Annotated in this window: 24 protein-coding genes and 1 other RNA gene; 22 read left to right on the forward strand and 3 right to left on the reverse strand. The window is 48.6% G+C overall.

Going from position 1 to position 23,995, the window contains the following annotated elements; all coding sequences use genetic code 11:
* The first annotated feature begins 11 nt into the window (after positions 1-11).
* From leuC to V3C10_08705, 16 genes are all read left to right on the forward strand, one after another.
* Positions 12-1,277, forward strand: coding sequence for a 3-isopropylmalate dehydratase large subunit (leuC, locus tag V3C10_08630; protein ID WVP63851.1), 1,266 nt, complete (start codon positions 12-14; stop codon positions 1,275-1,277).
* Between the two features lie 26 nt (positions 1,278-1,303).
* Positions 1,304-1,789, forward strand: a complete 486-nt coding sequence (gene leuD / locus V3C10_08635) for a 3-isopropylmalate dehydratase small subunit (protein WVP63852.1) — start codon at positions 1,304-1,306, stop codon at positions 1,787-1,789.
* 1,066 nt (positions 1,790-2,855) lie between these two features.
* Positions 2,856-3,248, forward strand: a complete 393-nt coding sequence (locus V3C10_08640; protein WVP63853.1) for a DUF2500 domain-containing protein — start codon at positions 2,856-2,858, stop codon at positions 3,246-3,248.
* Between the two features lie 15 nt (positions 3,249-3,263).
* Entirely contained in the window at positions 3,264-3,518 is a 255-nt protein-coding gene (locus V3C10_08645) for a sodium ion-translocating decarboxylase subunit beta (protein ID WVP63854.1), read from the forward strand.
* Positions 3,519-3,791, forward strand: a complete 273-nt coding sequence (locus V3C10_08650; GenBank protein WVP63855.1) for a hypothetical protein — start codon at positions 3,519-3,521, stop codon at positions 3,789-3,791.
* A gap of 132 nt (positions 3,792-3,923) precedes the next feature.
* Positions 3,924-4,904, forward strand: a complete 981-nt coding sequence (locus V3C10_08655; GenBank protein ID WVP63856.1) for a hypothetical protein — start codon at positions 3,924-3,926, stop codon at positions 4,902-4,904.
* A gap of 132 nt (positions 4,905-5,036) precedes the next feature.
* Complete coding sequence (locus tag V3C10_08660; protein ID WVP63857.1) at positions 5,037-5,996, forward strand: hypothetical protein; 960 nt, start codon at positions 5,037-5,039, stop codon at positions 5,994-5,996.
* A gap of 57 nt (positions 5,997-6,053) precedes the next feature.
* Positions 6,054-6,590 (forward strand): V4R domain-containing protein, encoded by a 537-nt coding sequence (locus V3C10_08665; GenBank protein ID WVP63858.1) that lies wholly within the window; start codon positions 6,054-6,056, stop codon positions 6,588-6,590.
* Between the two features lie 12 nt (positions 6,591-6,602).
* The gene (locus V3C10_08670) at positions 6,603-7,862 is read left to right on the forward strand and encodes a diguanylate cyclase (protein ID WVP63859.1); all 1,260 of its coding nucleotides are present in this window, start codon (positions 6,603-6,605) and stop codon (positions 7,860-7,862) included.
* 103 nt (positions 7,863-7,965) lie between these two features.
* Positions 7,966-8,433, forward strand: coding sequence for a Cys-tRNA(Pro) deacylase (ybaK, locus tag V3C10_08675; protein WVP63860.1), 468 nt, complete (start codon positions 7,966-7,968; stop codon positions 8,431-8,433).
* Positions 8,434-9,128: 695 nt separating this feature from the next.
* Positions 9,129-10,346, forward strand: a complete 1,218-nt coding sequence (locus V3C10_08680; GenBank protein ID WVP63861.1) for an aconitase X catalytic domain-containing protein — start codon at positions 9,129-9,131, stop codon at positions 10,344-10,346.
* Positions 10,346-10,756, forward strand: a complete 411-nt coding sequence (locus V3C10_08685) for a DUF126 domain-containing protein (GenBank protein ID WVP63862.1) — start codon at positions 10,346-10,348, stop codon at positions 10,754-10,756. The genes V3C10_08680 and V3C10_08685 overlap by 1 nt, the downstream gene beginning before the upstream one ends.
* 53 nt (positions 10,757-10,809) lie before the next feature.
* Complete coding sequence (locus tag V3C10_08690; GenBank protein WVP63863.1) at positions 10,810-12,132, forward strand: Na+/H+ antiporter NhaC family protein; 1,323 nt, start codon at positions 10,810-10,812, stop codon at positions 12,130-12,132.
* Positions 12,133-12,608: 476 nt separating this feature from the next.
* A complete protein-coding gene (locus V3C10_08695; protein WVP63864.1) occupies positions 12,609-13,457 on the forward strand; it encodes a cell wall hydrolase in 849 nt (282 codons plus the stop codon).
* Positions 13,458-13,857: 400 nt separating this feature from the next.
* A complete protein-coding gene (locus V3C10_08700; GenBank protein WVP63865.1) occupies positions 13,858-15,555 on the forward strand; it encodes a phosphoenolpyruvate carboxykinase (ATP) in 1,698 nt (565 codons plus the stop codon).
* A 102-nt stretch (positions 15,556-15,657) separates the two neighbouring features.
* A complete protein-coding gene (locus V3C10_08705; protein WVP63866.1) occupies positions 15,658-16,323 on the forward strand; it encodes an HAD family hydrolase in 666 nt (221 codons plus the stop codon).
* Between the two features lie 119 nt (positions 16,324-16,442).
* Here the strand turns inward: V3C10_08705 and V3C10_08710 are convergent, their stop codons facing one another.
* The 3 genes from V3C10_08710 to V3C10_08720 are packed head-to-tail and all read right to left on the reverse strand — an operon-like array spanning position 16,443 to position 17,959.
* On the reverse strand, positions 16,443-17,024 hold the full coding sequence (locus V3C10_08710) for a hypothetical protein (protein ID WVP63867.1): 582 nt from the start codon (positions 17,022-17,024) through the stop codon (positions 16,443-16,445).
* Positions 17,005-17,472: a hypothetical protein gene (locus V3C10_08715; protein ID WVP63868.1), complete on the reverse strand. Its 468-nt coding sequence runs from the start codon at positions 17,470-17,472 to the stop codon at positions 17,005-17,007. The genes V3C10_08710 and V3C10_08715 overlap by 20 nt, the downstream gene beginning before the upstream one ends.
* Complete coding sequence (locus tag V3C10_08720; GenBank protein ID WVP63869.1) at positions 17,453-17,959, reverse strand: RNA polymerase sigma factor; 507 nt, start codon at positions 17,957-17,959, stop codon at positions 17,453-17,455. Before V3C10_08720 ends, V3C10_08715 begins: the two co-directional genes overlap by 20 nt.
* 590 nt (positions 17,960-18,549) lie before the next feature.
* Here V3C10_08720 and V3C10_08725 point away from each other — a divergent pair.
* The 6 genes from V3C10_08725 (at position 18,550) to ssrS (ending at position 23,995) form a co-directional block, all read left to right on the forward strand.
* Positions 18,550-19,710: a phosphopentomutase gene (locus V3C10_08725; protein ID WVP63870.1), complete on the forward strand. Its 1,161-nt coding sequence runs from the start codon at positions 18,550-18,552 to the stop codon at positions 19,708-19,710.
* Positions 19,711-19,730: 20 nt separating this feature from the next.
* Positions 19,731-20,384, forward strand: a complete 654-nt coding sequence (gene deoC / locus V3C10_08730; protein ID WVP63871.1) for a deoxyribose-phosphate aldolase — start codon at positions 19,731-19,733, stop codon at positions 20,382-20,384.
* A gap of 238 nt (positions 20,385-20,622) precedes the next feature.
* Positions 20,623-21,714, forward strand: coding sequence for a hypothetical protein (locus tag V3C10_08735; protein ID WVP63872.1), 1,092 nt, complete (start codon positions 20,623-20,625; stop codon positions 21,712-21,714).
* A gap of 35 nt (positions 21,715-21,749) precedes the next feature.
* A complete protein-coding gene (gene cdd / locus V3C10_08740) occupies positions 21,750-22,229 on the forward strand; it encodes a cytidine deaminase (protein WVP63873.1) in 480 nt (159 codons plus the stop codon).
* Between the two features lie 68 nt (positions 22,230-22,297).
* Positions 22,298-23,617, forward strand: a complete 1,320-nt coding sequence (locus tag V3C10_08745; protein ID WVP63874.1) for a pyrimidine-nucleoside phosphorylase — start codon at positions 22,298-22,300, stop codon at positions 23,615-23,617.
* Between the two features lie 198 nt (positions 23,618-23,815).
* Positions 23,816-23,995, forward strand: a non-coding RNA gene (gene ssrS, locus V3C10_08750) — 6S RNA.

Here is a 23,995-nt window from a genome sequence, read left to right on the forward strand (position 1 = left end):
GAGATCAAATCATGGGAATGACAATGACTCAGAAAATTCTGGCTGCACACGCGGGCCTTCCGGAAGTAAAAGCGGGCCAGTTGATAGAGGCGGAGCTGGATCTGGTGCTGGGCAATGATATCACCACACCGGTTGCAATCAATGAGATGCAGAAACTGGATACACAGTCTGTTTTTAATAAAGATAAAATAGCCCTGGTTATGGACCATTTTATCCCGAACAAGGATATCAAATCAGCACAGAACTGTAAGTGCTGCCGTGAATTTGCCTGTCGGCACGATATTACCAACTATTTTGACGTGGGAGAGATGGGAATTGAACATGCCCTGCTTCCGGAAAAAGGTCTGGTAGTGGCTGGTGATGCTGTGATCGGAGCCGATTCCCATACATGTACATATGGCGCCCTGGGCGCTTTCTCCACCGGAGTCGGAAGTACGGATATGGCAGCAGGTATGGTAACGGGTAAGGCCTGGTTTAAAGTGCCTTCCGCCATCAAATTTGAACTTACGGGAAAACCGTCCAAATGGGTCAGCGGTAAAGATGTGATTTTACATATTATCGGCATGATTGGTGTGGACGGAGCCCTCTATAAATCCATGGAATTTACCGGGGACGGAATTAAGAACCTGACAATGGACGACCGCTTTACGATCTGCAACATGGCGATTGAAGCAGGCGGTAAGAACGGAATCTTCCCGGTGGATGAACTGACGAAAGAGTATATAAAAGAGCATTCAAAACGGGATTATACCGTATATGAGGCAGATGAGGACGCCGAGTACGATGCCGTCTACACAATCGATTTGTCGGAGCTTAAACCGACCATCGCCTTCCCTCACCTTCCGGAGAATACCAAGACGATTGACGAGGTCGGCGAAGTGAAGATCGACCAGTCCGTAATCGGTTCCTGCACCAACGGAAGAATCGACGACATGAGAATTGCCGCCGAAATCCTCAAAGGGCGTAAAGTGGCAAAGGGAGTGCGCTGTATCGTAATTCCGGCCACACAGTCCATTTATCTTCAGTGTATCAGAGAAGGCCTGATGGAAATATTCGTGGAAGCGGGCGCTGTTGTGAGCACGCCGACCTGCGGACCGTGCCTTGGCGGATATATGGGAATCCTGGCGGAGGGTGAGAGATGCATCTCCACAACAAACCGCAACTTTGTAGGCCGTATGGGCCACGTGGATTCGGAAGTGTACCTGGCGAGTCCCGCCATAGCGGCAGCCAGCGCGGTAACCGGCAAAATCAGCTGTCCCTGTGAGCTGGGATTATAATGCTTTTTGAATGAGGAGGAAGTAAGATGAAGGCATGTGGACATGTGTTTAAATATGGCGACAATGTAGACACGGATGTGATTATTCCGGCCAGGTACCTGAATGCGACGGATGGAAAAGAGCTGGCAAAACACTGCATGGAAGATATTGATAAAGAATTTATCAGCAAGGTAAAAGACGGTGACATTATTGTCGCCAACAAGAACTTCGGCTGCGGTTCATCCCGTGAACATGCGCCTCTGGCCATCAAGTGCGCCGGGGTAAGCTGTGTCATCGCCGAGACATTTGCAAGAATTTTCTACCGCAACGCGATCAATATCGGACTGCCGATTATCGAATGCCCGGAAGCAGCGGTGGCGATTGAAAACGGTGATGAAGTGGAAGTGGATTTTGACAGCGGCATAATCTTCAACAAGACAAAGAACAAGAACTACCAGGGACAGGCGTTCCCTGAGTTTATGCAGAAGATCATAACGGCCGGGGGCCTCGTTAATTATATCAATCAGAAATAAGGGAAATTTGGGTGACAGCCGCTGTTCGGTGAAGGGACAGCGGCTGTTGTTTAAGTTTGTGAATTTAGTTGAGATGCGAGGACGCCTCTGAAAGACGGCGGCCGGGGTGGTGGGTTGGATGGATGAGTCTTCAGTCCCGGTTCATAGGGTGTGGTGAGGGGGAATCCAGGAGAAAAAATTCCTACGGGGACTCGCTCCCGCTTGTGGAATGCGCAGCGGATGCTAGCTTCGTGAGAAACCTCAGCAAGCACCGGCGGATTCCAAGGTCTCCCTTCGGAAAGTTTTCTCCTTCCTTCCCCGGGCAGTTTGTCGACGGGACTGAAGACTCAGCGAAGGGTATTGCCCCGTCCGCCGGCTTCAGGGGCTGATTGTCTCTTTCGTCAAGTAAGGGGGAGGTATTGTCGCGGCCACTATGGAGTCGTGAACGATTTACTTTTTGGAGGTATTTCGGGCTGGATTCAGAGAAAAATCCGAAGCTAATTTTTTAATGATTTGTCAAAAAATCCAATGGTTATTCAAGGATAGGTCAGACGCCAAAGCTCAGATTCATCAATTGAATACCATACAGAAAATCACTTGACAATATAGGGTGGCATTCTCCTGAAATACGAGGAAATGTAGTGGTAGCGACAATACCTCCCCCCTTTGAAGGAATAAGAACAATTCAGCGGCCGCAGGCCGGGGTACGGGATGGCGAAAACCTTCGCGTCTTCAGTCCCGGGCCATAATCTTCCTGTGGGGAAGAAGGGAGAAAAAGATTCCGGAGGGAACCTGGGAGTCCATCGGCACTTACCGAGGTATTTCACGAGGTTAGTGTCCGTTATGTACTCCAAAGAGCGCAAGCGTTTCCCGCAGGAACTTTTTCTGCCCGTATTCCCCACCCGCGACAACCTGCAAACCGGGACTGAAGACTCATCCCCCTCCCCTCACCATCCCGAACCCCGACCGTTACCGGCGGCGTTCTCATTCCCCAACTAAATCCATATTTACAGAAATTGACAGAAAAAAGTAAAACATCCTCATCATAAATGATCTATACTGTACTCAGATAAGGGAGGAGAAAAAGATGTTTTTTGATTCGTTTTTTTTCGGCGGAGGCTTTGACATCCTGTTTTTCCTGGTATTCTTTATAGTGATAGGAATGTTTGTTATGGTGTTTATAAGAGGCATCGGCGAATGGAACCGCAATAACCAGTCGCCCAGGCTGACGGTGGAAGCCAGGATCGTGGCCAAGCGTATGAACGTCAGCCATCACACCCACTGCAATGCCGGGGATGCCACGGGCGCCCACGGTACACATACCACGTCCTCCACCAGCTACTTTGCGACATTTGAGGTGGAGAGCGGCGACAGGATGGAGCTGCGGATTGGCGGCAGTGATTATGGGATGCTTGCAGAAGGAGATACAGGGCAATTGACATTCCAGGGAACCAGGTATCTGGGATTTAACAGACAATAGAAAGGGGCAGGATGGATGAAAGGAAAAGTAATCGGGCTGATTCTTTCCGTTTTGACGGCAGGAGGAATACTTTTAAGCTGTGTGAGCCTGTATATGGATAAACAGGCCCAGGGAGCGATTTCAATTATAGGAGGGGCGGACGGTCCGACGGCTATCTATGTAGCTTGTAAGACGGGTGATTTTACCTCTGTTTATTTTGTAACCGTATTAATGGTTATTATTACCGCAGCGTATTTTATTATCAGAGAAAGAAAGGGAGGAGGGAGGTAGATGCTTTCAATATTTAACAGAAGGGAGGTATATGTAACACAGAATATGAAAAAGCAGGCCGAGGTCAGGGATGCGCTTGCCGCCGCAGGGATTAATTACACGTTTAAAGTGGGCAGCCGGGGAGGTCCGCTTGGAAGCTTTGGTATGAGGCCTTTGACGGCGGGACTGTTGGCCAGGGAGGCGTGCTCTTACACATTCTACGTGCATAAGAAAGATTATGAATGGGCTCACAGCCTGCTGCAGAGGATCGGGAATGCGGGCGCAACGGCTTAACTTATTGATCATTTAACCGTTTCTACGCCTCATTTACGGCGGGGACGGCGTTTTGGCAGGACGGGTATCCTAAAAGTGTGTATATTGCTTTCAGGATACCCGTATCAATTTAGAAAAACAGGGGCAGCATTTATGAAAGTATACTATTCAGGAAATTTCCGGGGACGTGGGAACCGGGAGAAGGCCGGTACGCAGGTAATTCTGGGCCGGTCGTTTGAATACGGGGGATATGAATGGCTGGTTCCCGCAGTTTATTGCTGCGATCAGGGACTGGTTCTTGATATCTGCCGTAAAATTCCGGTGGAGAATGTGAAAGCATTTTACAGAAAGTGGGCCGGAGCAGATGAAGAGGAGCTTACCGCAGAGCAGCGTGATCTGATAGAGTATGAAAGCCCATGGAACTTTGAAGTTTCTTTTAAGCCCAGGGTGAACGGCAGGATGATGGCCGGAGACAGGAGCTGTGGCGGCGGCTGGCAGGGGTTCGGGGAAGAAGCAGGCAGCGATGTGACAGGAGAGGCGATGGAAGCATATGGTCTCGACCGGAATTCTGCCTGGTATATTCACCGTGCGTATTACCGCTGGGGCGCAGAAGGGCGGGAAGAGATCCGTTCCCTGTCTCTTTTGTTTAAACCGGAGGATGAGGAAATACCCTGTGGCTGCCATTTTACAACATCCGCAGGCTGCGGGCCGTTCAAAGTTCCCTTTCGCCATCCCATTACAGGGGAGGAATATCGTCTTTCTGTGTTTTCCTGTGCAGGAGAGGCTCTGCCGGAAGAATCCCTGGAGCATGAGATGCCGGGGATAGGCAAAGTTACGTTTCCGGGAAATTACTGCGTGATGGAGTATGAAGTGGAGGAGGATAAGCCGCTGGATGGAAAAATTGTGGTGAGAGACGCATCCGAAGATGATCCGGTAAAACGCAGAGATAAAGAGTCTTTAGACGGCCCGTCGGCCATCGGAATGATCTTCGGCGCGGATGAGGGAGATACGCCGGCCGCTTACAGCCGTAAAAGAGCCCGTTCCTCGGTGCACTTTGAAAAGAGGGAGCAGACAGACTGGTATATCATCCTTAAGACGGTACGCCATAATCCGCAGGAGTACCAACTGATTTAATCGAAACGGCATGTCAGAGAAAGTTTGGAAAGTTACTGTTCAAAGGCAGTATTCCGCGAAGTGTGTTATTGTTCACAGCGCAATGCGGCGTGAACAATAACTTTGGAAATGAAGATAGAAGGGGGGCAGCAGATGAAAGTTTATTTTACAAGTGATTTTGGAGAAGGAGATAAAAACATGCAGGAGGGCAGACTACTGGACATAAAAAGCGTGTTCCGCTGCAACGGCTATGAATGGCTGGTACCGGCAGCCTACTGCTTTGAGGAGGGGATTTCCGTCGACATTTGCAGGCGGATTCCAATCGCAGAAGTAAAAGAATTCTTTGAAAAATGGCCGCGTATGGGACGTATTGGCCTTACGGTGGAACAGCGAAATGAGCGGAGGGCGGCCGATCCCTTCGGCGGGCACTGCAAATTCGATCTTCATGTCAATGGAAATAAGATGAAAGGCGAGGGATGGAGCGGAACCTCGTGGTATGGGACGGATGACGGAAGGGAAGATGAGGATGCCGGGGAACTGCTGGAAGCGTACGAACTGGACCGGGACTCGGCCTGGTCGTTTTACCGGGCGCGTTTCCGGTGGCCTGAAGGCGCGGAAGAGATAAGAATGCTCCATCTGACCGTAACGGCTTATGCAGACATGGTCCCGTGCGGCTGCCGTTTCATTTCGGCTGTGGGCTGCGCTCCTTTTGATGTGGAATTTACCCATCCGATTACCCATGAGCCCCTTCGACTTCATGTACTGTCCTGCGAAAGAGCTTCTCTTAAAAGGGAACAGATGGAAAAGAGGGGCGGTTTTATTTATCCTGACAATTATTGTATGTTGAAATACAACGTGGAACCTGACGGGGCATCTGCAAAATCCGTCGCAATCCGGGACTGTAAAGATTCGGATAAGCCGGCCGGAAAAGGAACGTCTGCGTCGTCATGCCATATTATTGGAGGAGGCTGCGGGATAATTGCGTTATCAGATTCGGACATAAGAACTGCCTGTTCTTCAATATACTTTGAGGAACAAAAGCAGATAGAATGGTATGTGAGTGTCAATGTAATTCCATTTGAAAGTCAAATCTTTACTCTTGCAGTTTATTGAAATACAGATTAAAATAAGCAGTATATGAATATCTGTGCGTTTAAGGAGGACTGCATAATGGTAGAAAATATATTTCTAGAAGACAGGAAGAAATTTACCTTGGCAGATTATATGAATTTCAATCAGGAAGGGCGTGGCAATCTGGGGGAAGAGCTTCCGATTACTGTATACCGTCTTTTAGAATACTCTCTCAGGGAGGAACTGTCGGAGCGGTATGGCAGGGAAGAGGAGATCAAGGTTTTCAGAGGAGCCGGCTTTCGCGCTGGTGTTTTTTTTGCTCATAATTTTCTGGATACGTCGCTCCCTTTTAATCAGTTTATATCTTCTGTTCAGCTGCGTATGGCCGAGATGAAGATAGGGGTACTGCGGATAGAGAAATTTGATGAAGAAACAGGGGATGCCGTGCTTACGGTCGCGGAGGATGCGGATTGTTCGGGATTGCCGCTGCTTGGTGAGACAGTTTGTAATTATGACGAAGGATTCATAGCAGGGATTTTGTCAACCTATACGGGAAAAAAATATTCAGCCGTTGAGATTGACTGCTGGGCGACCGGTGATCGGGTATGCAGGTTCCATGCAGAACCCAGGGATTAACGGAGAAGGAATATGGAGAGAGAAAACTGCGAATTGTTATTTGAGTATCTGCGGAGCATTCTGTATGACCGGAAGATTGAAAAGCCGGATTTGGATGATCTGGATGAGCCCTATAAAAAATTGGGATTAGGACTCGAATATCTTCAACAGGCAGTAGAAGAAATGCTTGAATATTCGGCAGAACTTTCGAAAGGGAATCTTTCTGGGGAATATCCGTCCAGAGAAAATTTCCTGTGTGTCAACCTGAAAAATCTGCATGCCCATCTCAACCATCTTACATGGCAGGCCAAACAGGTAGCGGCGGGAGACTATTCCCAGCATGTTTCTTATCTGGGAGAATTTTCAGAAGCATTTAACACGATGACGTCACAGCTAAAAGAGAGGGAGAGGCTTTTAAAAGAAGAAACCGAAAAGGTAAGGCAGCGCGCAGAAGTGATAGAGGGATATAACGAACTGTTGACGGAGATGACGCGCAAAAGGAAAGAATGGATTATAGCCGTGGATGTGGAGACGAAAGAAATCATATTCTGCAATAAGTGGGAGGACGAGAAGCAGACCTATTCCACATCTTGCGAAATGTGCAGATTCAAGCTTGATTTCCACGATAAAATTATCAACTGGCGCGGAAACGAACAATATAAGGTTTGGGAGACGGTAGACGACAACCAGAAATTCTACCGGGTTACCTCATTTCAGATGGAATGGAGGGGACACAATTCTTATGTCCATATTGTAGAGGACATCACAGATGACAAACGTACTGCTACGAATCTTGAGAGCAAAGCATATTTTGACCCAGGAACCGGTATACATAACCGTCTGTTCTTTGAGGAGCAGATGAAAATGCTTTTGAATGAGAAAGCCGATATCACTCTATGCTACCTGGATATGGACGGGCTGAAATATGTGAATGATCGGTATGGACATAATGAGGGAGATTCCTATATTAATGCATTTGTATCCCTTATTCAGGAATCATTCCGGGGAACCGATGTCTTTGCAAGAGTTGGAGGCGATGAGTTTTGCATAGTCATGCAGGGAAACTGCGGGGAGGCTATGCTTTGTAAAATGCCGGAGATTGTGAACCGGTTTATGGAGCATAATAAGAAAGAATATCCAGTCAGCTTCAGTTACGGTGTTGTAGAAATAAAAGGAAAGGAAAACACGCTGACGCTGGAAGAAATCCTGAATCAGGCAGATTCACAGATGTACAAGTGTAAAGATATACATAAGAAACAATATGGTACTTTGGTTTCACAAGAGGGGAATTGACTACCGGTTCCCCCCTTTACTATCCCCTGAAGCTATGCTAATATATCGAACAAAAGGAAATAAATGGTACAGACTACGAGAACAGGCAGGAAGTGACATAATTATGACAAAAACAAACGTAATGCGCCTTCTGGACGCGGCCGGAATTGAATACGAACCGGGTGAATACGAAGTGGATGAGAATGATTTATCAGGCAGCCATGCGGCCGACAAAATGGGCGTGGATCATGACAGCATGTATAAGACTCTGGTGCTGAAGGGAGAGAAGAAGGGGTATCTGGTCTGCTGTATCCCGGTCGATGAAGAACTGGATTTAAAGAAGGTGGCCAGGGCAGCCGGAGACAAGAAAGTGGAGATGATCCCCATGAAAGAGTTACTGCCTCTGACCGGATATATCCGCGGCGGCTGTTCCCCGGTCGGGATGAAAAAACGGTTCCCTACTTATATAGAAGAAACAGCCCAGCTTTACGATCGGATCACCGTCAGCGCTGGAATGCGCGGAGTCCAGGTATCAGTAAATCCGGAGGATCTCGCAGGCTATATTGAAGCCGGTTTTGCTCCGCTCATCTGATGGAGAGCACAAAAAACACAATGAATGGAACAGCAGAGTGGGCGGAGTTAGGCGGCTCCCTTTGGCGGATGCTGCAAATTTGAACTGCATGTCAATGGAAAGAAGGTTAAAGGAGAGGGATTAAGCGAAAACTTGTGGTATGGGATAGATGACGGAAGGGAAGATGAAGATGCCGGGGAAATACTTGAAGCATAAGCACTGGATAGGGATTCTGCCATAGGACAGGATGATAAGAGTGAAGAGACAGAACCAGAGATATACGATCAGAAGCATAGAATCAGGGGGATAGAAGCAGAAGTATAGAATAATCGAAATTATTGCCGGAGAAAACAGAGATGTTTTCTCTTTTTTTATGGGTTTCATCCTGGCGAATGTGTTGGAGTTTCTTGGGTGAGAGGCGGAGACGGGTCATGGAGGTGTCCAAACCACTATTAAAGAATGGAACGGTGAACGGTATGGCGGCGGCTGTTTGGATTGAGGTGAACGATTCACAGAGTATGCTTTAGCAAATTGGACTATTCCAATAATGTGAAAGAAACGTTAAGATATCGCTATTTATCTGAATTTTATTGACTGGAAAATAAAATAGGTATATTATTTATGATAAATCAAGAGAAAATAAAGGGAATTGCTCTTCTTTTGATTTTAAATCAATACATTTTGGAATAGTCCAATTTGAAAAAAGGAGGAAGAAAATGAAACTCTCAAATTATGAACAGGATGTGCTGAGTGGTAAGTATGGGGAAGGCGCATCCATGGCGATGGAGATTCAGGTGGCGATAGGCGAGACATTCGATGCGCCGAGGATGGTTCCTGTGACCAGAACCCATGTGGCACTCAGCGCACAGGATGCAGACCTGTGGTTTGCGGAAAAGCTGCTTTCAAAAGGAGCGAAGTGCAAGATTCCGCCAACAATCAATCCGAGCATTTGCATCAAATATCTGGATGAACATCTTCATCAGGTCCCGGATGAGGGGAAGAATATCGTATTTGCCACAAATGAGGCATACAGGAAGCTGGGAGCGCAGCTTACTTTTGATTGTACGCCGTATCTTCAGCAGAATGTTCCGGCCTACGGAGAGGTGATTGCATTCTCGGAATCCAGCGCAACACCGTATGTCAATTCTGTCATAGGTGCAAGGACCAATCGGGAAGGGGCAAACAGTGCCCTCTGTGCAGCGATAACAGGAATGGTTCCAGAGTACGGGCTGCTCTTTGATGAGAATAGGAAGGCAGAAATTCTGGTTGACGTCCAGGCGGATGTTAAAACGGATTTTGATTATCAGATTCTCGGCTGGTGCTATCCGGAAAAATATAAAGGACTTGAGGTCCCTGTCTTTAAAGGGATTAAAGAAAGGCCGACGCCGGAAGGCTTCATGAATTTCGGCGCTCAACTCAATACATCGGGCTGTGTATCTATGTATCACATTGCAGGAATCACACCGGAGGCTCCCACTGTGGAAGCAGCCATCGGCAATAAAAAGATTAAACAGGAAATCGTGATTACGGATAAAGATTTGCAGGATACGAGAGCACGGCTTTGTAATGAACCGGGAACAATTGATTTTGCGATGTTCGGATGTCCCCACATCACAATCCGACAGGTTGGGATCATTGCTAAGGTCTGTGAGGGACGGAAATTCAAAGTAGATACGTGGCTGTTGACAAGTTCCCTTACAAGAGAGCTGGCAGATAGAATGGGATATCTGAGCATCATCCAGAGAGCCGGCGGCCATATTGTAGCCGACACCTGCATCGATGTGCCTCCATGCTGGAAACCTTATTACGGGTTGGTAGGAGTGACAGACTCTCCAAAATGCGCTTACTATAATGAAATTCGTGGAATTAAATTCTTAATCCGTCCGCTCGAGGAGGCAGTAGAGGCGGCCATTTCAGGAAAGGTGGTTAAATAATGGAACGTACATATAACTGCTCAAAAATTGCAAAAGGAACGGCCAAGGCAGAGGCACTGGTCTCCAAGGATGCAGTCTGTTTTTATCTTGTGGTCCCGGAGACCGGGGAACTGATTGAACGGAATCATGACATAAACGGGAAAAATGTGGCGGGTAAAATACTGATTATGCCGTCGGGAAAAGGCAGTTCCGTCGTACAGGCGGACGGTCTGTACAAATTGCTGATGAAGGGGAAACATCCTGCCGGATTGATTGTTGAGACGGCCGACACGGTGCTTGTGACGGCAGCGGTAGCAATGGAGATTCCGATGGTGCATAAAGTGGATCCGGAATTTTTCAATGAGATTAAAAACGGGGAACTTGTAACTCTCGACTCGGAAAATGGGGTAATAAAAGTCGAGGCGATATAATTTAAACTTGTGGGGCAGGCGCTTATGCGGCCTGGTTATTTGGAGGAGAACAAATGTTAGATATTATCAGAAATCCAGTCGTTATTTCTGTCATACTGATGTGTGTGCTTTGTCTGTTAAAGCTGAATGTTCTATTAGTCCTTATCATTTCGTCCATGGCGGGAGGGATTGCCGCCGGGATTCCGATTGACCAAACTATGACTATATTTATGAATGGAATGGCCGGGAACTCAGAGACAGCATTGTCATATATTCTTTTGGGGGCTATCGCGGTTGGAATTGCAAAAACGGGGTTAATGTCTATTTTATCTGAAGGGATGCAACGTATATTTGAAGGGAAAAAGCTCCTGTTTCTCGCTGTTATTGCAGGAATTTCCAGTTTGTCCGGTACAATAATCCCTGTGAATATTGCATTTATGCCAATTTTGATTCCGCCGCTGATCTACATGATGAATCGGATGAAAATTGACAGGCGTGCGGTTGCGTGTGCACTTTGCTGGGGGAACAGGGCGCCATATCTGTTTATCCCTGTGGGGTATGGATTGATTTTTCATCATCTGATTGCCGGTAATATGACGAAATATGGAATGCCGATGGAGACAATGGAGATTTGGAAAGCGATGGTATTTCCTGCCGGTATTGGAATGCTGCTGGGCCTTTTGTTTGCTGTCCTGGTGCTGTACAGAAAACCCAGGGAGTATAAAGATATCATAATAGCGGGGACAGATGCAGGAAACAAGATAGAGGGAAAAATTGTTTTGAACAGACGGCATATCGGAGCAATCCTTGCGGCTTTATCCACCTTTATTGTTCAGTTGATATTCAATTCCCTCGTAATAGGCGGCCTTGTAGGCTTACTGATTATGGCGGTTACAGGCTGTTTTAAATACTCGGAGCTCGATGAAATTATTAACAGCGGAATTGCCATGATTGGCTGGATATCTTTTATTATGTTGGCGGCCAGCGGCTTTTCTGAGGTGATCGTGGCCACGCACGGAATTGAAAATCTGGTAGCGGTTTCTGCGGAAGTACTGTCTGCATCAAAATTTGTTTCATCCACTGTCCTGATATTGATTGGCTTTACCATCGTTATGGGAACAGGGACCTGCTTCGGAACAGTGCCTATTCTCTCGGCCATCTATGTACCAATGTGCATAACACTTGGTTATTCTGCTCTGGGCACGGCGAGCCTGATCGGGGTGGCGGCAGCTGTAGGCGACGTATGTTCACCGGCATCTGACGGGACATTGGGGCCAACATCAGGATTAAATCCGGATGGACAGCACGATCATATATGGGATTCAACCGTTCCGGCCGTTCTTGTATTCTCTTTACCTTTGTTTGTCATAGGCATAGTTACTTCGGCAGTTTTATAAGCAAGGGGGAGCGGGACGCAGATTGAGTATCGGAGCAGGCACATAGAAGAAACAGTCCAGCTTTATGACCGGATTATCGTCGGTTTTGCTTTGCTAATCTGACGGAAAGTACAAAAAATCACGGTGATTGGAAGGCAAAAAGTCTGAAAATAGTTAACATAAAAATCAATAGACATAAAACGACACTTTTTTCTTATGGAAGAAATTGCCATAACTGTTATAGCTTATGAAAAAAGCTTTTGCCAAAATATATAAATTTTATGGTAAAAAACGGTGAAAACATTGTGTAGATTTGACATAAGTGTTAACGAAAAGTTAAGCGGTACTGTATGATGTCACAAAAATGTTAAAAAGTTATTGACAGTTTTTACGAAACTCCCATATAATTACCACCGTCACTTGAAACAGGCAGTGGGGAAGGGTACCCCTGAAACCATTGCAGAACAAAAAAGAGCCTAAAAGAAAGAGGAGAGTGTATGCCAAACATTTACTCATTTCTTCAGACTGCTTATCATTTTGTCAAGTCGTTGGTTGTTAGTGTGACAAAAAAAATGTACCGTACAGCCGCAGTGCTGGTAACAGGACTGACAGTTGTGACGGTGGTATCTTTTAGTTCGAGCAGTTTTGCAGGCGCAGGAAAGACTGCGGCCGCAGCCTATCACGAGAATAGTGAGGATGAGGAAAAACTGCCGGATATGATGCAGTCGGGGGAAGAAAGTACAAGCTTTGGAACTGACATGGAAGTTCTGCTTACCGCTTCAAAAGAACAGGGTCAGCGGCTTATAGGAAGTCTGCTGGAAAAAAACATACAGGATGAACTGGCCAAATCCGCACTGGAGATCGAGGAGATTGAAAGGGAAGTCCTGATGCAGACGCAGCAGGCCGCGGAAGAAGCAGCGGAAAAAGAACGGGCCGAGCGCGCACGGTTAAAACGCGAACAGGCTGTAATCAGGTATTCGGACGATGATTACAGAGTTTTGCAGAGAATCGTACAGGCAGAGGCGGGAATCTGTGATGAGAAGGGTAAAATTCTGGTAGCCAATGTCATCATAAACCGGGTTAAAAGCGGGGAGTTTCCAAACAATGTAACTGATGTAGTGTATGAGAAATCCCAGTTTTCGCCGGTAATGGACGGAAGCATAAACACCTGCAAGGTGACCCAGCAGACGATAGACTGCGTGGATCGCGCGCTGGCAGGAGAAGATTACTCCCAGGGAGCATTGTACTTTATGAACCGGGGCGGATCGGAATCATCCAATGTAAAATGGTTTGACGGCCGTCTGTCCTTTGTCATGCAGCATGGAAGGCATGAATTTTTTAAATAAAGAATAATGGATTTACATTGCAAATGAGGTGCTGAATCTGCCCGGGAAGGGGAGATTCCGGCGCCTCTTTTCATATCGCAGGAAAGTGTTCCTGTCTACCGGAGCGGTTTGGAATGACTCTGGAGCCCGTCACCGAGGGAAACGGAGTGTCTGCAGAAGACGAACTTTATCATCCGGTGTCAGTATGGCACGGAAAACAGGCTGAGAATTTGTAACTAATGACGGCTCCGGAGAAAAACGGCTGGTCAATGTACATAAAATCGGCCTTGAAAAATAAAGCGTTTTACTAAAAGTTTTATAATAACCTTAATAATAATTTTATGAGGACAGGCATTGACTTTTGTTTAACAAAGTGAGATAATTGAGGCAAATTTGAGGTGCAGTATAAAGGAGGACTAAGATGTCAACAAAAGCGTACTACCCAATTAGTGAAATCGGCGCAGGTAAGCCGGGTTTTTCTAAGACAAGATCCATCATTGAAGCAGCTTTCTACGGAAATAATGTGGTGAAAGTAAACACCTTGAAAGAAGCGTATGAATTAGCAAAAAATTCTCCTGGAACCATTGTAACCGATATGCCGGTATACAGGGGTGAGGAGTTCGGCCTGGAGAAGGATGCGAAAGTACTGTTATTTAACGATGGAGCCATTACCGGACGTTATGCAACAGCACGCCGTATCGCTGGTGAGCCAGGTGTAGACTGTGCGGCCCTGGATCTCGTAGCCATGGACGCCATTTATGAGTCCCGCTGGAAAACAATGTATCATGCAGAAGTATTTGTAGGCCTGGATCCTGAATTTATGGTTAAGGCACATCTGCTGATTCCTGAGGGTGAAGAGAACATCATGTATAACTGGATGCTCAACTTCCAGTATATGTCCGACGAATATGTAAAAATGTACAAGAATTCCAAACCGGTTGGAGACGGCAGGGAAGCCGATATCTATATTTTCTCCGATCCGCAGTGGAACGGTTCCGATCGTCCGAACGTATCCTTAGACTGCCTGTCCGATCCGCAGAAGAAAACTCTGTGCTACTTCAACACAGAGACAAACTGTGCATGTATCCTTGGCATGAGATATTTCGGCGAGCATAAGAAGGGCACTCTGACAATGGCATGGGCAATTGCCAACCGCAACGGTTACGCATCCTGCCACGGCGGCCAGAAAGAATACACACTGGCAGACGGCAGCAAGTATGTTGCTTCTGTTTACGGCCTGTCAGGTTCCGGTAAATCCACTCTGACCCATGCAAAACATGGCGGAAAATACGAGATTAAGGTTCTCCATGACGACGCGTTCGTTATCAACACAGATACCTGCGCATCCGTTGCCCTGGAGCCGACCTACTTTGATAAGACAGCCGATTACCCAACCGGATGTGAGGACAACAAGTACCTCCTGACGGCACAGAACTGCTCCGCAACTCTTGATGAGGACGGAAAGATTCAGTTAGTGACGGAAGACATCCGTAATGGTAATGGACGTGCCATCAAGTCCAAACTCTGGTCCCCGAACCGCGTAGACAAGGTTGATTCCCCTGTCAACGCCATCTTCTGGATCATGAAAGACCCGACCATCCCGCCGGTAGTGAAACTGAAAGGCGCATCCCTGGCATCCGTTATGGGAGCAACACTGGCTACCAAACGTTCCTCCGCTGAGCGTCTGGCTCCCGGCGTAGATCCGAACAAGCTGGTAGTAGTGCCATATGCAAACCCATTCCGTACTTATCCTCTGTCCAACGACTACGATAAGTTCAAGAAACTGGTAGAAGAAAAGAATGTAGACTGTTACATTGTTAATACCGGTGATTTCATGGGCAAGAAGGTAAAACCGGCCGATACCCTCGGCATTCTCGAAGCAATCGTTGAGAAGAAGGCTCAGTTCCACAAATGGGGTCCATTCTCCGATATCGAAATTCTGGATTGGGAAGGATTCATCCCGAACATGGAAGATCCGGAGTATGTCAGCCAGTTAAAGGCACGTATGAACGACCGTGTCAATGAGATCAAGGCATTTGAAACGGCGAAAGAGGGCTATGATAAGCTGCCTGACGACGCGCTTGCCGCCATTCAGAAAGTAGTTGATGAATTAGGCTGATAGAAACTTAAATAACAGGATGCGGAAGCATCGTGATGAAGGAAAGACGGTACGGCGAGGGCTGTACCGCCTTTCTTTCCGTATTTGCGGAGGGAAAGAAAAATGGAAAAAATCATACTGTTTGATCTGGACGGAACGCTGACGGATCCGAAAGAAGGGATTACGAAAGCGGTACAGCATGCTCTGAAAGCATACGGAATCGAGGAAAATGATTTAGACAGCCTGTGTCCTTTTATCGGCCCTCCTTTGGTGGATAGCTTTGTGGAGTTCTACGGTTTTACCGTAAAGGATGCCAGGGAGGCAATCCCTGTATTCCACGAATATTTTACAAAGCAGGGCATGTTTGAGAATAAAGTGTACCCGGGCATGGAAACGATGCTCGGAAACCTGAATAGCGCAGGCTTCACCCTGGCCGTGGCCACATCCAAGCCGGAGATTTTCGCGGAACAGATTCTTGAACATTTCGGCCTGCTTCCCTTTTTCAAACTGGTGGGAGGCGCCGATATGGAAGAAACACGGGTGAAAAAGGGCGATGTCATTGAGTATACATTAAAGCGCCTGAATGCCGATCCGGCCGTAACACCCGTGCTCATGGTGGGAGACAGGAAACACGACGTCATCGGTGCGGCGGAGAACGGAATTGACTGCGTTGGAGTTCTGTACGGCTACGGCTCCTCAGAGGAGCTAACGGGAGCCGGAGCAAAGTATCTGGCAGAAAGTGTGGAGGAGCTTGAAACATTCCTTCTGTCCGGTGCCTGGGAGGGCTGATGAACTTCTCTTATCCGGTGCCTGGGAGGCCTGATAAACTTCTCCTGTCCGGTGTTTGGGAGAAACGACAGCAAAAACCGTGGGGCAGTTCCGCCTCACGGTTTTTAAGATCTCTTTATTTAGTTTCCTTTATGCTCCAGATAGGGAGGACTCGGGATATCCGGGTTATCCTTGTTAAGTTCGTCGCGTTTTCCTTTAATCAGATAGAGGCCTGCGATGATGATGGCGATTGCCACAACACCCTGTGGCACGGTATTGGTAATAAAGCGGATCAGCTCCGACGCCTCGTCGGTCAGATGGAGGGCCGGAATGATGTACCAGAACATCAGCCTCGAAAACAGCTTCCACAGAATGCTGATTCCAAAGAAAATCAGGCAGCCTGCCACCAGTTTGTAATGTTTCTTAACGGTGTCCTGATTGGGGGAGATATCATTCCAGTGGATGATGAAGTCATCCTCGAGACTGTAAAATTCCTCATCGCTTAATGAATTCAGGTTGTTTGTGTGGAAGAAACTGTAAAACCAGACAATCGGTGACAGAAAGGTCAGGAAACTGAGCTGTAAAAAACCGGATATCCCGAGTAATGCTGCAAAGATTGCCATGAGGCTGATCCCCTGTTTAAAGAATCCAAGATACATTTCTCCGGCGCCGGGAATCAGGGACCAGCAGAAGGTCAATAATTTACTTTTCTTTTTCGTCATTCTTAAATACCTCCATATTGAGATTGGACAGCTTTCCCAGCTGTTCCGTTAAATAATTTACTGTGTCGTAGTAGAACCACTGGCTTTCGGACCTTGTATGGCTTTGTCTTGCCGCCGCATCCTGCCTTGCGCTTATTTCCCTGGAAAGTCCGGGGAGGATTGTCAGCATAGTCAGTGCGCACAGGACAGCGGCTCCGACCTTAAGGCTGAAGTAGAACAACTGCAGCCGTTTGGAAAGATGGTTCGTGCCTGCGATAATCTGTACATCCAGATTCCGGCTCCGTTCCAGAATATCGGCTTTTAAATGCCTGGGCGCGGTGATAAGCTCCTGCGTCCCGATATAATCTGCAAACCGTTCACGGCAGAACGGACACGATGCGAGGTGGGCGCATTCTTCCTGTGTCAGGTTATCCTTAAACCGCTTCGGATCAATGTGCTGTTTTTCCATATGCCGGTTCCTCCTTTCCATAGAGTTTTTTCAGCATCCCCTTCGCCCTGTAAATCTGGGTCTGCAATGTTTTTATGTTTTTTCCTGTCTTAGCTACGATTTCACTGATTTCCATCTCATGATAATAATAGTCAAGGGCCACCTCCCGGTAAGGAGGTTTGAGGGCGAGACAGCACTCATAGAGCTTCTGTCGTACCTCCTTTTCCAGGTATTTCTCTTCTACAGAATCGGGCGCAGCGATGGCAGTAAAATAGACGTCTTCAGTAGGTACTGATTTTCTGCCTGCCCGTTTCAGATAGTCGAGGCTCTTGTTGGTGGCGATTTTGCAAAGCCAGGCCCGCTCGTTGCTGCCATCGAAGAAGGCCATGCTTTTATAAGCGGAAAGAAACGTATCCTGGGCCAGATCCTCGGCATCAAAATAGTTGCCTGTGAACTTATAGCAGATTGAATATATTAAATTCTGATATTGGTTTATCCATTGTTCCAACTGCTGTTCCGCATTAATAGGATCGCCCCCTTTCTCATCCGTCTCACTTATATAAACGACGTGCCGCCCCAAATAACTTCAAAAAAGTTTTCAGAGTGAAAATGATGTAAACTGCCAATAATCTTAGCAGAGACTGCGGGAAAAGACAAGGGGGATGAGAACGCCGCCGGGACGGCCGGGGGGCGGAATGGTGAGAGGGAGGTTGTGAGTCTTCAGTCCCATCGACAACCTGCCCGGGGAAGGAGGAGAAAAACTTTCCGAAGGGAGACATTGAAGCCCGCCGGTGCTTAGCAAGGACGCTTTTTCCGAGCTTAGCATCCGCTGCGCGCTTCACAAGCGGGAGCGAGTCCCCGCAGGAATTTTTTTCTCCGGATTCCCCCTTGCGACAACCTGCAAACGGGGACTGAAGACTCATAAATACCCTCCCACTCCCCCGTCCGCCGTCTCACAGAGGCGTCCCCGACCCTCAATTAAACCAAACTATTTTAGTGACAACCCGCCCATCCTGTTATATACTTGTAGATGTGGAATGATAATAGCGGCTTTTCAATACGGCCGTGTGCTCATAATACAGAAAAGAGGTAAATGATATGAAACGTGTATTTCTAATTGTACTGGACAGCGTGGGAATCGGAGAGATGCCGGATGCGGCCGACTACGGTGACGCGGGCAGCAACACAATTGCGGCGGCGGCCCGGAGTTCCTCTTTTTCCATGCCTAATATGCAGAAACTGGGATTTTTTAATATTGACGGCGTTGACTGCCGTGAAAAAAGTGCGTCTCCGTCCGGAGCCTTTGCCAGAATGACGGAGAAATCCAAAGGTAAGGATACGACGATCGGCCACTGGGAGATTGCCGGCGTTGTTTCCGGGCGGCCGCTCCCAACGTTCCCGGACGGTTTCCCAAGGGAACTGTTAGATGAATTTGAAAAAGAGACTGGAAGAAAGGTTCTTTGTAATAAGCCGTACTCAGGAACAGAGGTTATCAAGGACTTCGGCGAGGAGCATCTGAAAACGGGAGCCCTGATTGTTTATACGTCGGCGGACAGTGTGTTTCAGATTGCCGCCCATGAATCGCTCGTCCCGATTGAGGAGCTTTACCGTTACTGCGAGATAGCGAGACGTCTCTGCACCGGCAAATTCGGCGTGGGCCGTGTGATTGCCCGTCCGTTTGAGGGAGAATTTCCGTTCAGCAGGACTTCCAGGCGCCATGACTATTCCCTGGTGCCGCCGAAGGCGACCATGCTCAACTATATTAAGGATGCCGGAAAAGATGTTCTGGCAGTCGGTAAGATTAACGATATCTTTGCCGGAAGCGGCGTGACGGATATGGTGCGCACCGTGAACAACGGGGACGGCATTGACAAGACGCTTGCCTACGCACAGAAGGAGTTTAACGGAATCTGCTTTACGAACCTGGTGGATTACGATATGCTCTACGGACACAGGAATGATGTGGAGGGCTATGCAAAGGCCCTGACTTATTTTGACGGACGCCTGCCGGAGCTTCTCGCAATGCTTGGGGAAGACGACATTCTGATGATTACGGCCGACCATGGCTGTGATCCCAGCACGCCTTCCACCGACCACTCCAGAGAGTACACACCGCTTGTGATTGCGGGACCGCCTGTGAAAGAGGGCATAAACCTGGGAACGAGAAAGACATTTGCCGATATTGCGGCATCCATCCTGGATTATCTCGATGTGCCGGGAGAGACGGCCGGAGAGAGCTTTATTGGAGAAATTATTTAACAGAACGGGGAGAAGTTAACATGAACAGAGAAAAAATACTGGCAGCGGTTGATCACACCCTGCTTCATCCGGAATCCACATGGGCACAGATTAAGGAACTTTGCGACGATGCAGTCAAATACGGGACGGCGTCCGTGTGCATCCCTCCTTCCTTTGTAAAACGGGCAAAGGAATATGTGGGAAACAAAATGCGTATCTGTACGGTCATCGGGTTCCCGAATGGATACAACACCGAGGCGGTCAAGGTATTTGAGACAAAGACGGCGGTAGAGGAAGGAGCCGACGAGATCGATATGGTGATCAACATCGGTGACCTGAAGGACGGAAAGGAAGAGAAAATCCTGCATGAAATCAGGGCGGTCAAAGAAGCCTGCGCAGGCAGTATCCTCAAAGTGATTATTGAGACCTGCCTTCTGACGGAGGAGGAGAAGATTGTGATGTGCCGTCTGGTGACGGAGGCAAAGGCCGACTACATCAAAACTTCCACCGGTTTTTCCACGGCAGGCGCCACCTTTGACGATATTAAGCTGTTTGCCGCTCACGTAGGTGATGGGATCAAGATTAAAGCGGCAGGTGGAATCAGTTCCCTGGAGGATGCGGAGCATTTCATGGAGCTGGGAGCCGACCGGCTGGGTACCAGCAGAGTGGTTAAGATTATAAAAGAAGAAGCATAACCGGCGGCGGAGCAGTTCCGAACCGGGATGATGAAACAGCGGAGAGGGCCGGATAAACGGTTTGTCCCCGCTGTTTTTCATATCATTGGAAAGCACTCTTAGTACCCGGCGCGGGAGTCCGGCCGGGGCGCATGGTACATGGTGCATGCATGGCGGGCCGCGGCGCAAAAAACTGCTTGCCTTACAGGCTGTTTAAACGTATCATAATACTAAATAGGATATTTCAGGGGAAGATATTATGGATAAGATAGGAACCCGGCAGATTTGCGCCACGTTTATGGGCTGCTTTCTCGGAGCGGGATTTGTCTCGGGGCAGGAGTTATGGCAGTATTTTGGCTGCTTTGGCATACAGGGAATTGCCGGTTTGTTTGCGGCATGCTTTATATTGACGTCGCTGGGAATCATACTGCTTTTGACGGCAGGGATGAGCGGCACGGGGGAGATGGACCGGGTCGTGATGCCGGTGGAGCTTCCGTGGCTGCGCACGGCGAGCGGAGCAGTACAGATTACCTTTATGTTTGGGATTTATACGGTTATGGCATCCGGTGCGGGCACTCTGATCGAGAACCTGACCGGCAGCCATACGGTCAGAATCGTGGGAAGCGCCGTATTCTGTGCGCTTGTGACCGCCGTGTCGCTCGGCGGAGTGGAGGCGGTGGTGAAGACCTTCGGCCGAGTCGTCCCGGTTCTGGTGACTCTGACCATTGTCACGGCTTTGATTGTAATCCTGAAGAATGGGATTGGCCGGATAGAGGTTTCGCCAAAGGCCGCATCCAATCCGCTTTTGGGAAGCTGGGGAATCGCCGCCGCCAATTTCACTTCCTATAACTTTTTCTGTGCCATCGGAGCCCTTGCGCCTCTGGGCCTTGCAAACGGATCAAAGAAACCGGCGCTCCGCGGTGTGATTGCAGGAGGCGTCATTTTATTTATCATCGGGCTCTGCCTTGTTTTCGCCATGCATTCGGGAAGCGCGGCGACGGAGACGGAGCTGCCGATCCTGACGCTGGCGGAGATGGTTCATCCCGCTTTTTCATGGATTTGCGCCATATTTCTTCTGGGAGCCATGTTCGGAGCGGCAATGTCGGTATTCACCCCGGTTCCACGGTATTTCTGCCGGTTTGCCTGCATAGAGAAGCATAGAATGGTGTTTTCCTCCCTGCTGGGCGTTGCGGCCTGGGCTGCAGGCCAGTTGGGATTCGGCAGTCTGATTGGGGTACTGTACCCGATTTACGGATATATTGCATTTGCGGTCATTGCGCTGCTGATTATTAATTTTATAAAGCGGATGCAAACAGATTCGCGGAACCGTAAGCAGAGAAAAATAAAATAGTTCATTTAACCTGGTTTGGTAAAGGAGGAGTCAAGATGGCGGAAAAACGGACAATACGGAAGATACGGGCCGGAAACGGCGAAGTGCAGGCGGAACTTACAAAAGAGGAGATAAGGGGTCTTCTCGAAGCGGCCTTTGAGAAGCTTCCCTCCGCCTATGCGCCCTATTCTCATTTTCATGTGGCGGCCGCCCTTCTCTGCGCGGACGGGACGGTCTGCACGGGAGTGAATGTTGAAAATGCCTCCTATCCCGCGACCAACTGTGCGGAACGCACGGCATTTTTCAAGGCGGTCAGCGAGGGGCGGCGGGAGTTCAGGGCCATTGCGATATGCGGGGGAAAAGACGGAAAGACGGAAACATACTGCGCACCCTGCGGGATCTGCCGCCAGGTGATGAGGGAATTCTGCCGTCCGTCCGCTTTCCAGGTGATTGTGGCGAGAGCGGTGGATGATTACAGAACTTATACGCTGGAAGAACTACTGCCCGAGAGCTTCGGGCCTGAGAACCTGGTGTAATGCGCCGCATCATCCGCGCGCGTTTTGCACGGTTTGGAACAGCCGAATGAAAGGGAGGTAAGACGGCTATGAGAATGTATGATCTGATTGAAAAAAAGAAAAGGAATGAGGGCCTTAACCGGGAGGAAATCCGCTTTATGGTCCGGGGATTCGTGAACGGTGAGATTCCGGATTACCAGATGGCGGCCATGCTGATGGCAGTCTGCTTTAACGGGATGGATGATGAGGAGACGACGAACCTGACACTTGAGATGGCCCATTCCGGCGATATGGTCGATCTTTCGCCAATCGAAGGATTTAAAGCGGATAAGCACAGCACCGGAGGCGTGGGCGATAAGACGACCCTGATTGTCGGCCCGATCGTGGCGTCGCTCGGAGTGAAGGTCGCGAAGATGTCCGGCCGCGGCCTTGGGCATACGGGAGGCACCATTGATAAGCTGGAGGCAATCCCGGGATTTCAGACCTCCATTCCGATAGAAACATTTTTTGAGATTGTCAAGAAAACGGGGATCGCGGTGGTCGGACAGAGCGGCAACCTGGTTCCGGCCGATAAAAAGATATATGCGCTGCGCGACGTGACGGCCACGGTGGACAGCATACCGCTGATTGCATCCTCCATCATGAGCAAAAAACTGGCGGCCGGGAGCAATGGGATTGTCCTGGACGTCAAGACGGGAAGCGGGGCATTTATGAAGACGCTGGATGACTCCATCACGCTTGCTCAGAAGATGGTTGCGATTGGCAATGGAGCCGGCCGCTCCTGCTCGGCCCTCATCACGGACATGGATGTGCCCCTTGGTTTTGCCATCGGCAATTCCCTAGAAGTGATGGAGGCAATCGACACGCTGAGAGGAAAAGGACCGGAGGATCTGCGGGAAGTCTGCCTCAGGCTGGCGGCCGAGATGCTGCATACCGCAGGACGCGGGAATGCGGAGGAATGTTACTTTATGGCGGAGCGGGCGCTGGAAGACGGAAGCGCTTTTGAAACATTTAAAAAGATGGTCGGGGCACAGGGAGGAGACGGCTCTTTCATCGATCATCCGGAACGGTTTGAGAAGGCGCCGTATTGCAGGGCCGTGGAGGCGCCGGAAGACGGATACGTCTCGCACATGGATACGGAAGGGTGCGGAATCGCCTCGGTTCTTCTGAAGGCCGGAAGGAGCACGAAAGAGGACGTGATCGACAATGCGGCCGGAATCATTCTTTATAAAAAATATGGCGACTATGTAAAAAAAGGGGAGCCGCTCGTAAAACTGTATGCTTCGGATGAGAGCCTGTTCGGGCCGGCGGAGGCAAAAATTCTTTCCTCCTACCAATTCTCGGACGCCCAGCCTCAGGCCAAAAAACTGGTATATGCGAGGGTTTCGAAAGACGGCGTGGAACGATAAAACGACCGTGTTTTAAAAATTTTATTTTAAGCGGAAGACACTGGAAATAAAGGGAAGAACACGAAAGACAAGAAAACCTTAAGATAAGGGCCAGTAAATGGAACTTGAAAAACACATGGAACTGGTGTATAATAACGATATCAAAAGATGAAAAGCCAATCAGATAAAGCTTTCCATCCCAATGAATAAGAGCATTTGTAACTCCTGGGATGCTCGACAACTCTTACTTTTTTTGAACCTACATCGGACATAACGGGATTCCAATATTTTTAAGCGGATGTCAGGCCTCCTATGAGTGGAAGGCAGAAGCCTAAGTGAGGTTGCCCACCTAGCAGAGCTAGGCGTCAATACTGTAAGAGCCGGCATTTTGGGGTTACA

It is taken from the genome of [Clostridium] symbiosum (assembly GCA_036419695.1).
GTDB lineage: Bacteria > Bacillota > Clostridia > Lachnospirales > Lachnospiraceae > Otoolea > Otoolea symbiosa_A.

Bases quoted from the DNA above. Each gene is read 5' to 3' on its own strand.
- leuC (WVP63851.1), top strand. From the start codon at position 12: ATGGGAATGACAATGACTCAGAAAATTCTGGCTGCACACGCGGGCCTT.
- V3C10_08645 (WVP63854.1), top strand. From the start codon at position 3,264: ATGAAAGGAAAAGTAATCGGGCTGATTCTTTCCGTTTTGACGGCAGGA.
- V3C10_08685 (WVP63862.1), top strand. From the start codon at position 10,346: ATGGAACGTACATATAACTGCTCAAAAATTGCAAAAGGAACGGCCAAG.
- V3C10_08715 (WVP63868.1), bottom strand. From the start codon at position 17,472: ATGGAAAAACAGCACATTGATCCGAAGCGGTTTAAGGATAACCTGACA.
- deoC (WVP63871.1), top strand. From the start codon at position 19,731: ATGAACAGAGAAAAAATACTGGCAGCGGTTGATCACACCCTGCTTCAT.
- leuD (WVP63852.1), top strand. From the start codon at position 1,304: ATGAAGGCATGTGGACATGTGTTTAAATATGGCGACAATGTAGACACG.
- V3C10_08725 (WVP63870.1), top strand. From the start codon at position 18,550: ATGAAACGTGTATTTCTAATTGTACTGGACAGCGTGGGAATCGGAGAG.
- V3C10_08695 (WVP63864.1), top strand. From the start codon at position 12,609: ATGCCAAACATTTACTCATTTCTTCAGACTGCTTATCATTTTGTCAAG.
- V3C10_08680 (WVP63861.1), top strand. From the start codon at position 9,129: ATGAAACTCTCAAATTATGAACAGGATGTGCTGAGTGGTAAGTATGGG.
- V3C10_08705 (WVP63866.1), top strand. From the start codon at position 15,658: ATGGAAAAAATCATACTGTTTGATCTGGACGGAACGCTGACGGATCCG.
- ybaK (WVP63860.1), top strand. From the start codon at position 7,966: ATGACAAAAACAAACGTAATGCGCCTTCTGGACGCGGCCGGAATTGAA.
- V3C10_08735 (WVP63872.1), top strand. From the start codon at position 20,623: ATGGATAAGATAGGAACCCGGCAGATTTGCGCCACGTTTATGGGCTGC.
- cdd (WVP63873.1), top strand. From the start codon at position 21,750: ATGGCGGAAAAACGGACAATACGGAAGATACGGGCCGGAAACGGCGAA.
- V3C10_08670 (WVP63859.1), top strand. From the start codon at position 6,603: ATGGAGAGAGAAAACTGCGAATTGTTATTTGAGTATCTGCGGAGCATT.
- V3C10_08660 (WVP63857.1), top strand. From the start codon at position 5,037: ATGAAAGTTTATTTTACAAGTGATTTTGGAGAAGGAGATAAAAACATG.
- V3C10_08690 (WVP63863.1), top strand. From the start codon at position 10,810: ATGTTAGATATTATCAGAAATCCAGTCGTTATTTCTGTCATACTGATG.
- V3C10_08655 (WVP63856.1), top strand. From the start codon at position 3,924: ATGAAAGTATACTATTCAGGAAATTTCCGGGGACGTGGGAACCGGGAG.
- V3C10_08665 (WVP63858.1), top strand. From the start codon at position 6,054: ATGGTAGAAAATATATTTCTAGAAGACAGGAAGAAATTTACCTTGGCA.
- V3C10_08745 (WVP63874.1), top strand. From the start codon at position 22,298: ATGAGAATGTATGATCTGATTGAAAAAAAGAAAAGGAATGAGGGCCTT.
- V3C10_08710 (WVP63867.1), bottom strand. From the start codon at position 17,024: ATGACGAAAAAGAAAAGTAAATTATTGACCTTCTGCTGGTCCCTGATT.
- V3C10_08700 (WVP63865.1), top strand. From the start codon at position 13,858: ATGTCAACAAAAGCGTACTACCCAATTAGTGAAATCGGCGCAGGTAAG.
- V3C10_08650 (WVP63855.1), top strand. From the start codon at position 3,519: ATGCTTTCAATATTTAACAGAAGGGAGGTATATGTAACACAGAATATG.
- V3C10_08640 (WVP63853.1), top strand. From the start codon at position 2,856: ATGTTTTTTGATTCGTTTTTTTTCGGCGGAGGCTTTGACATCCTGTTT.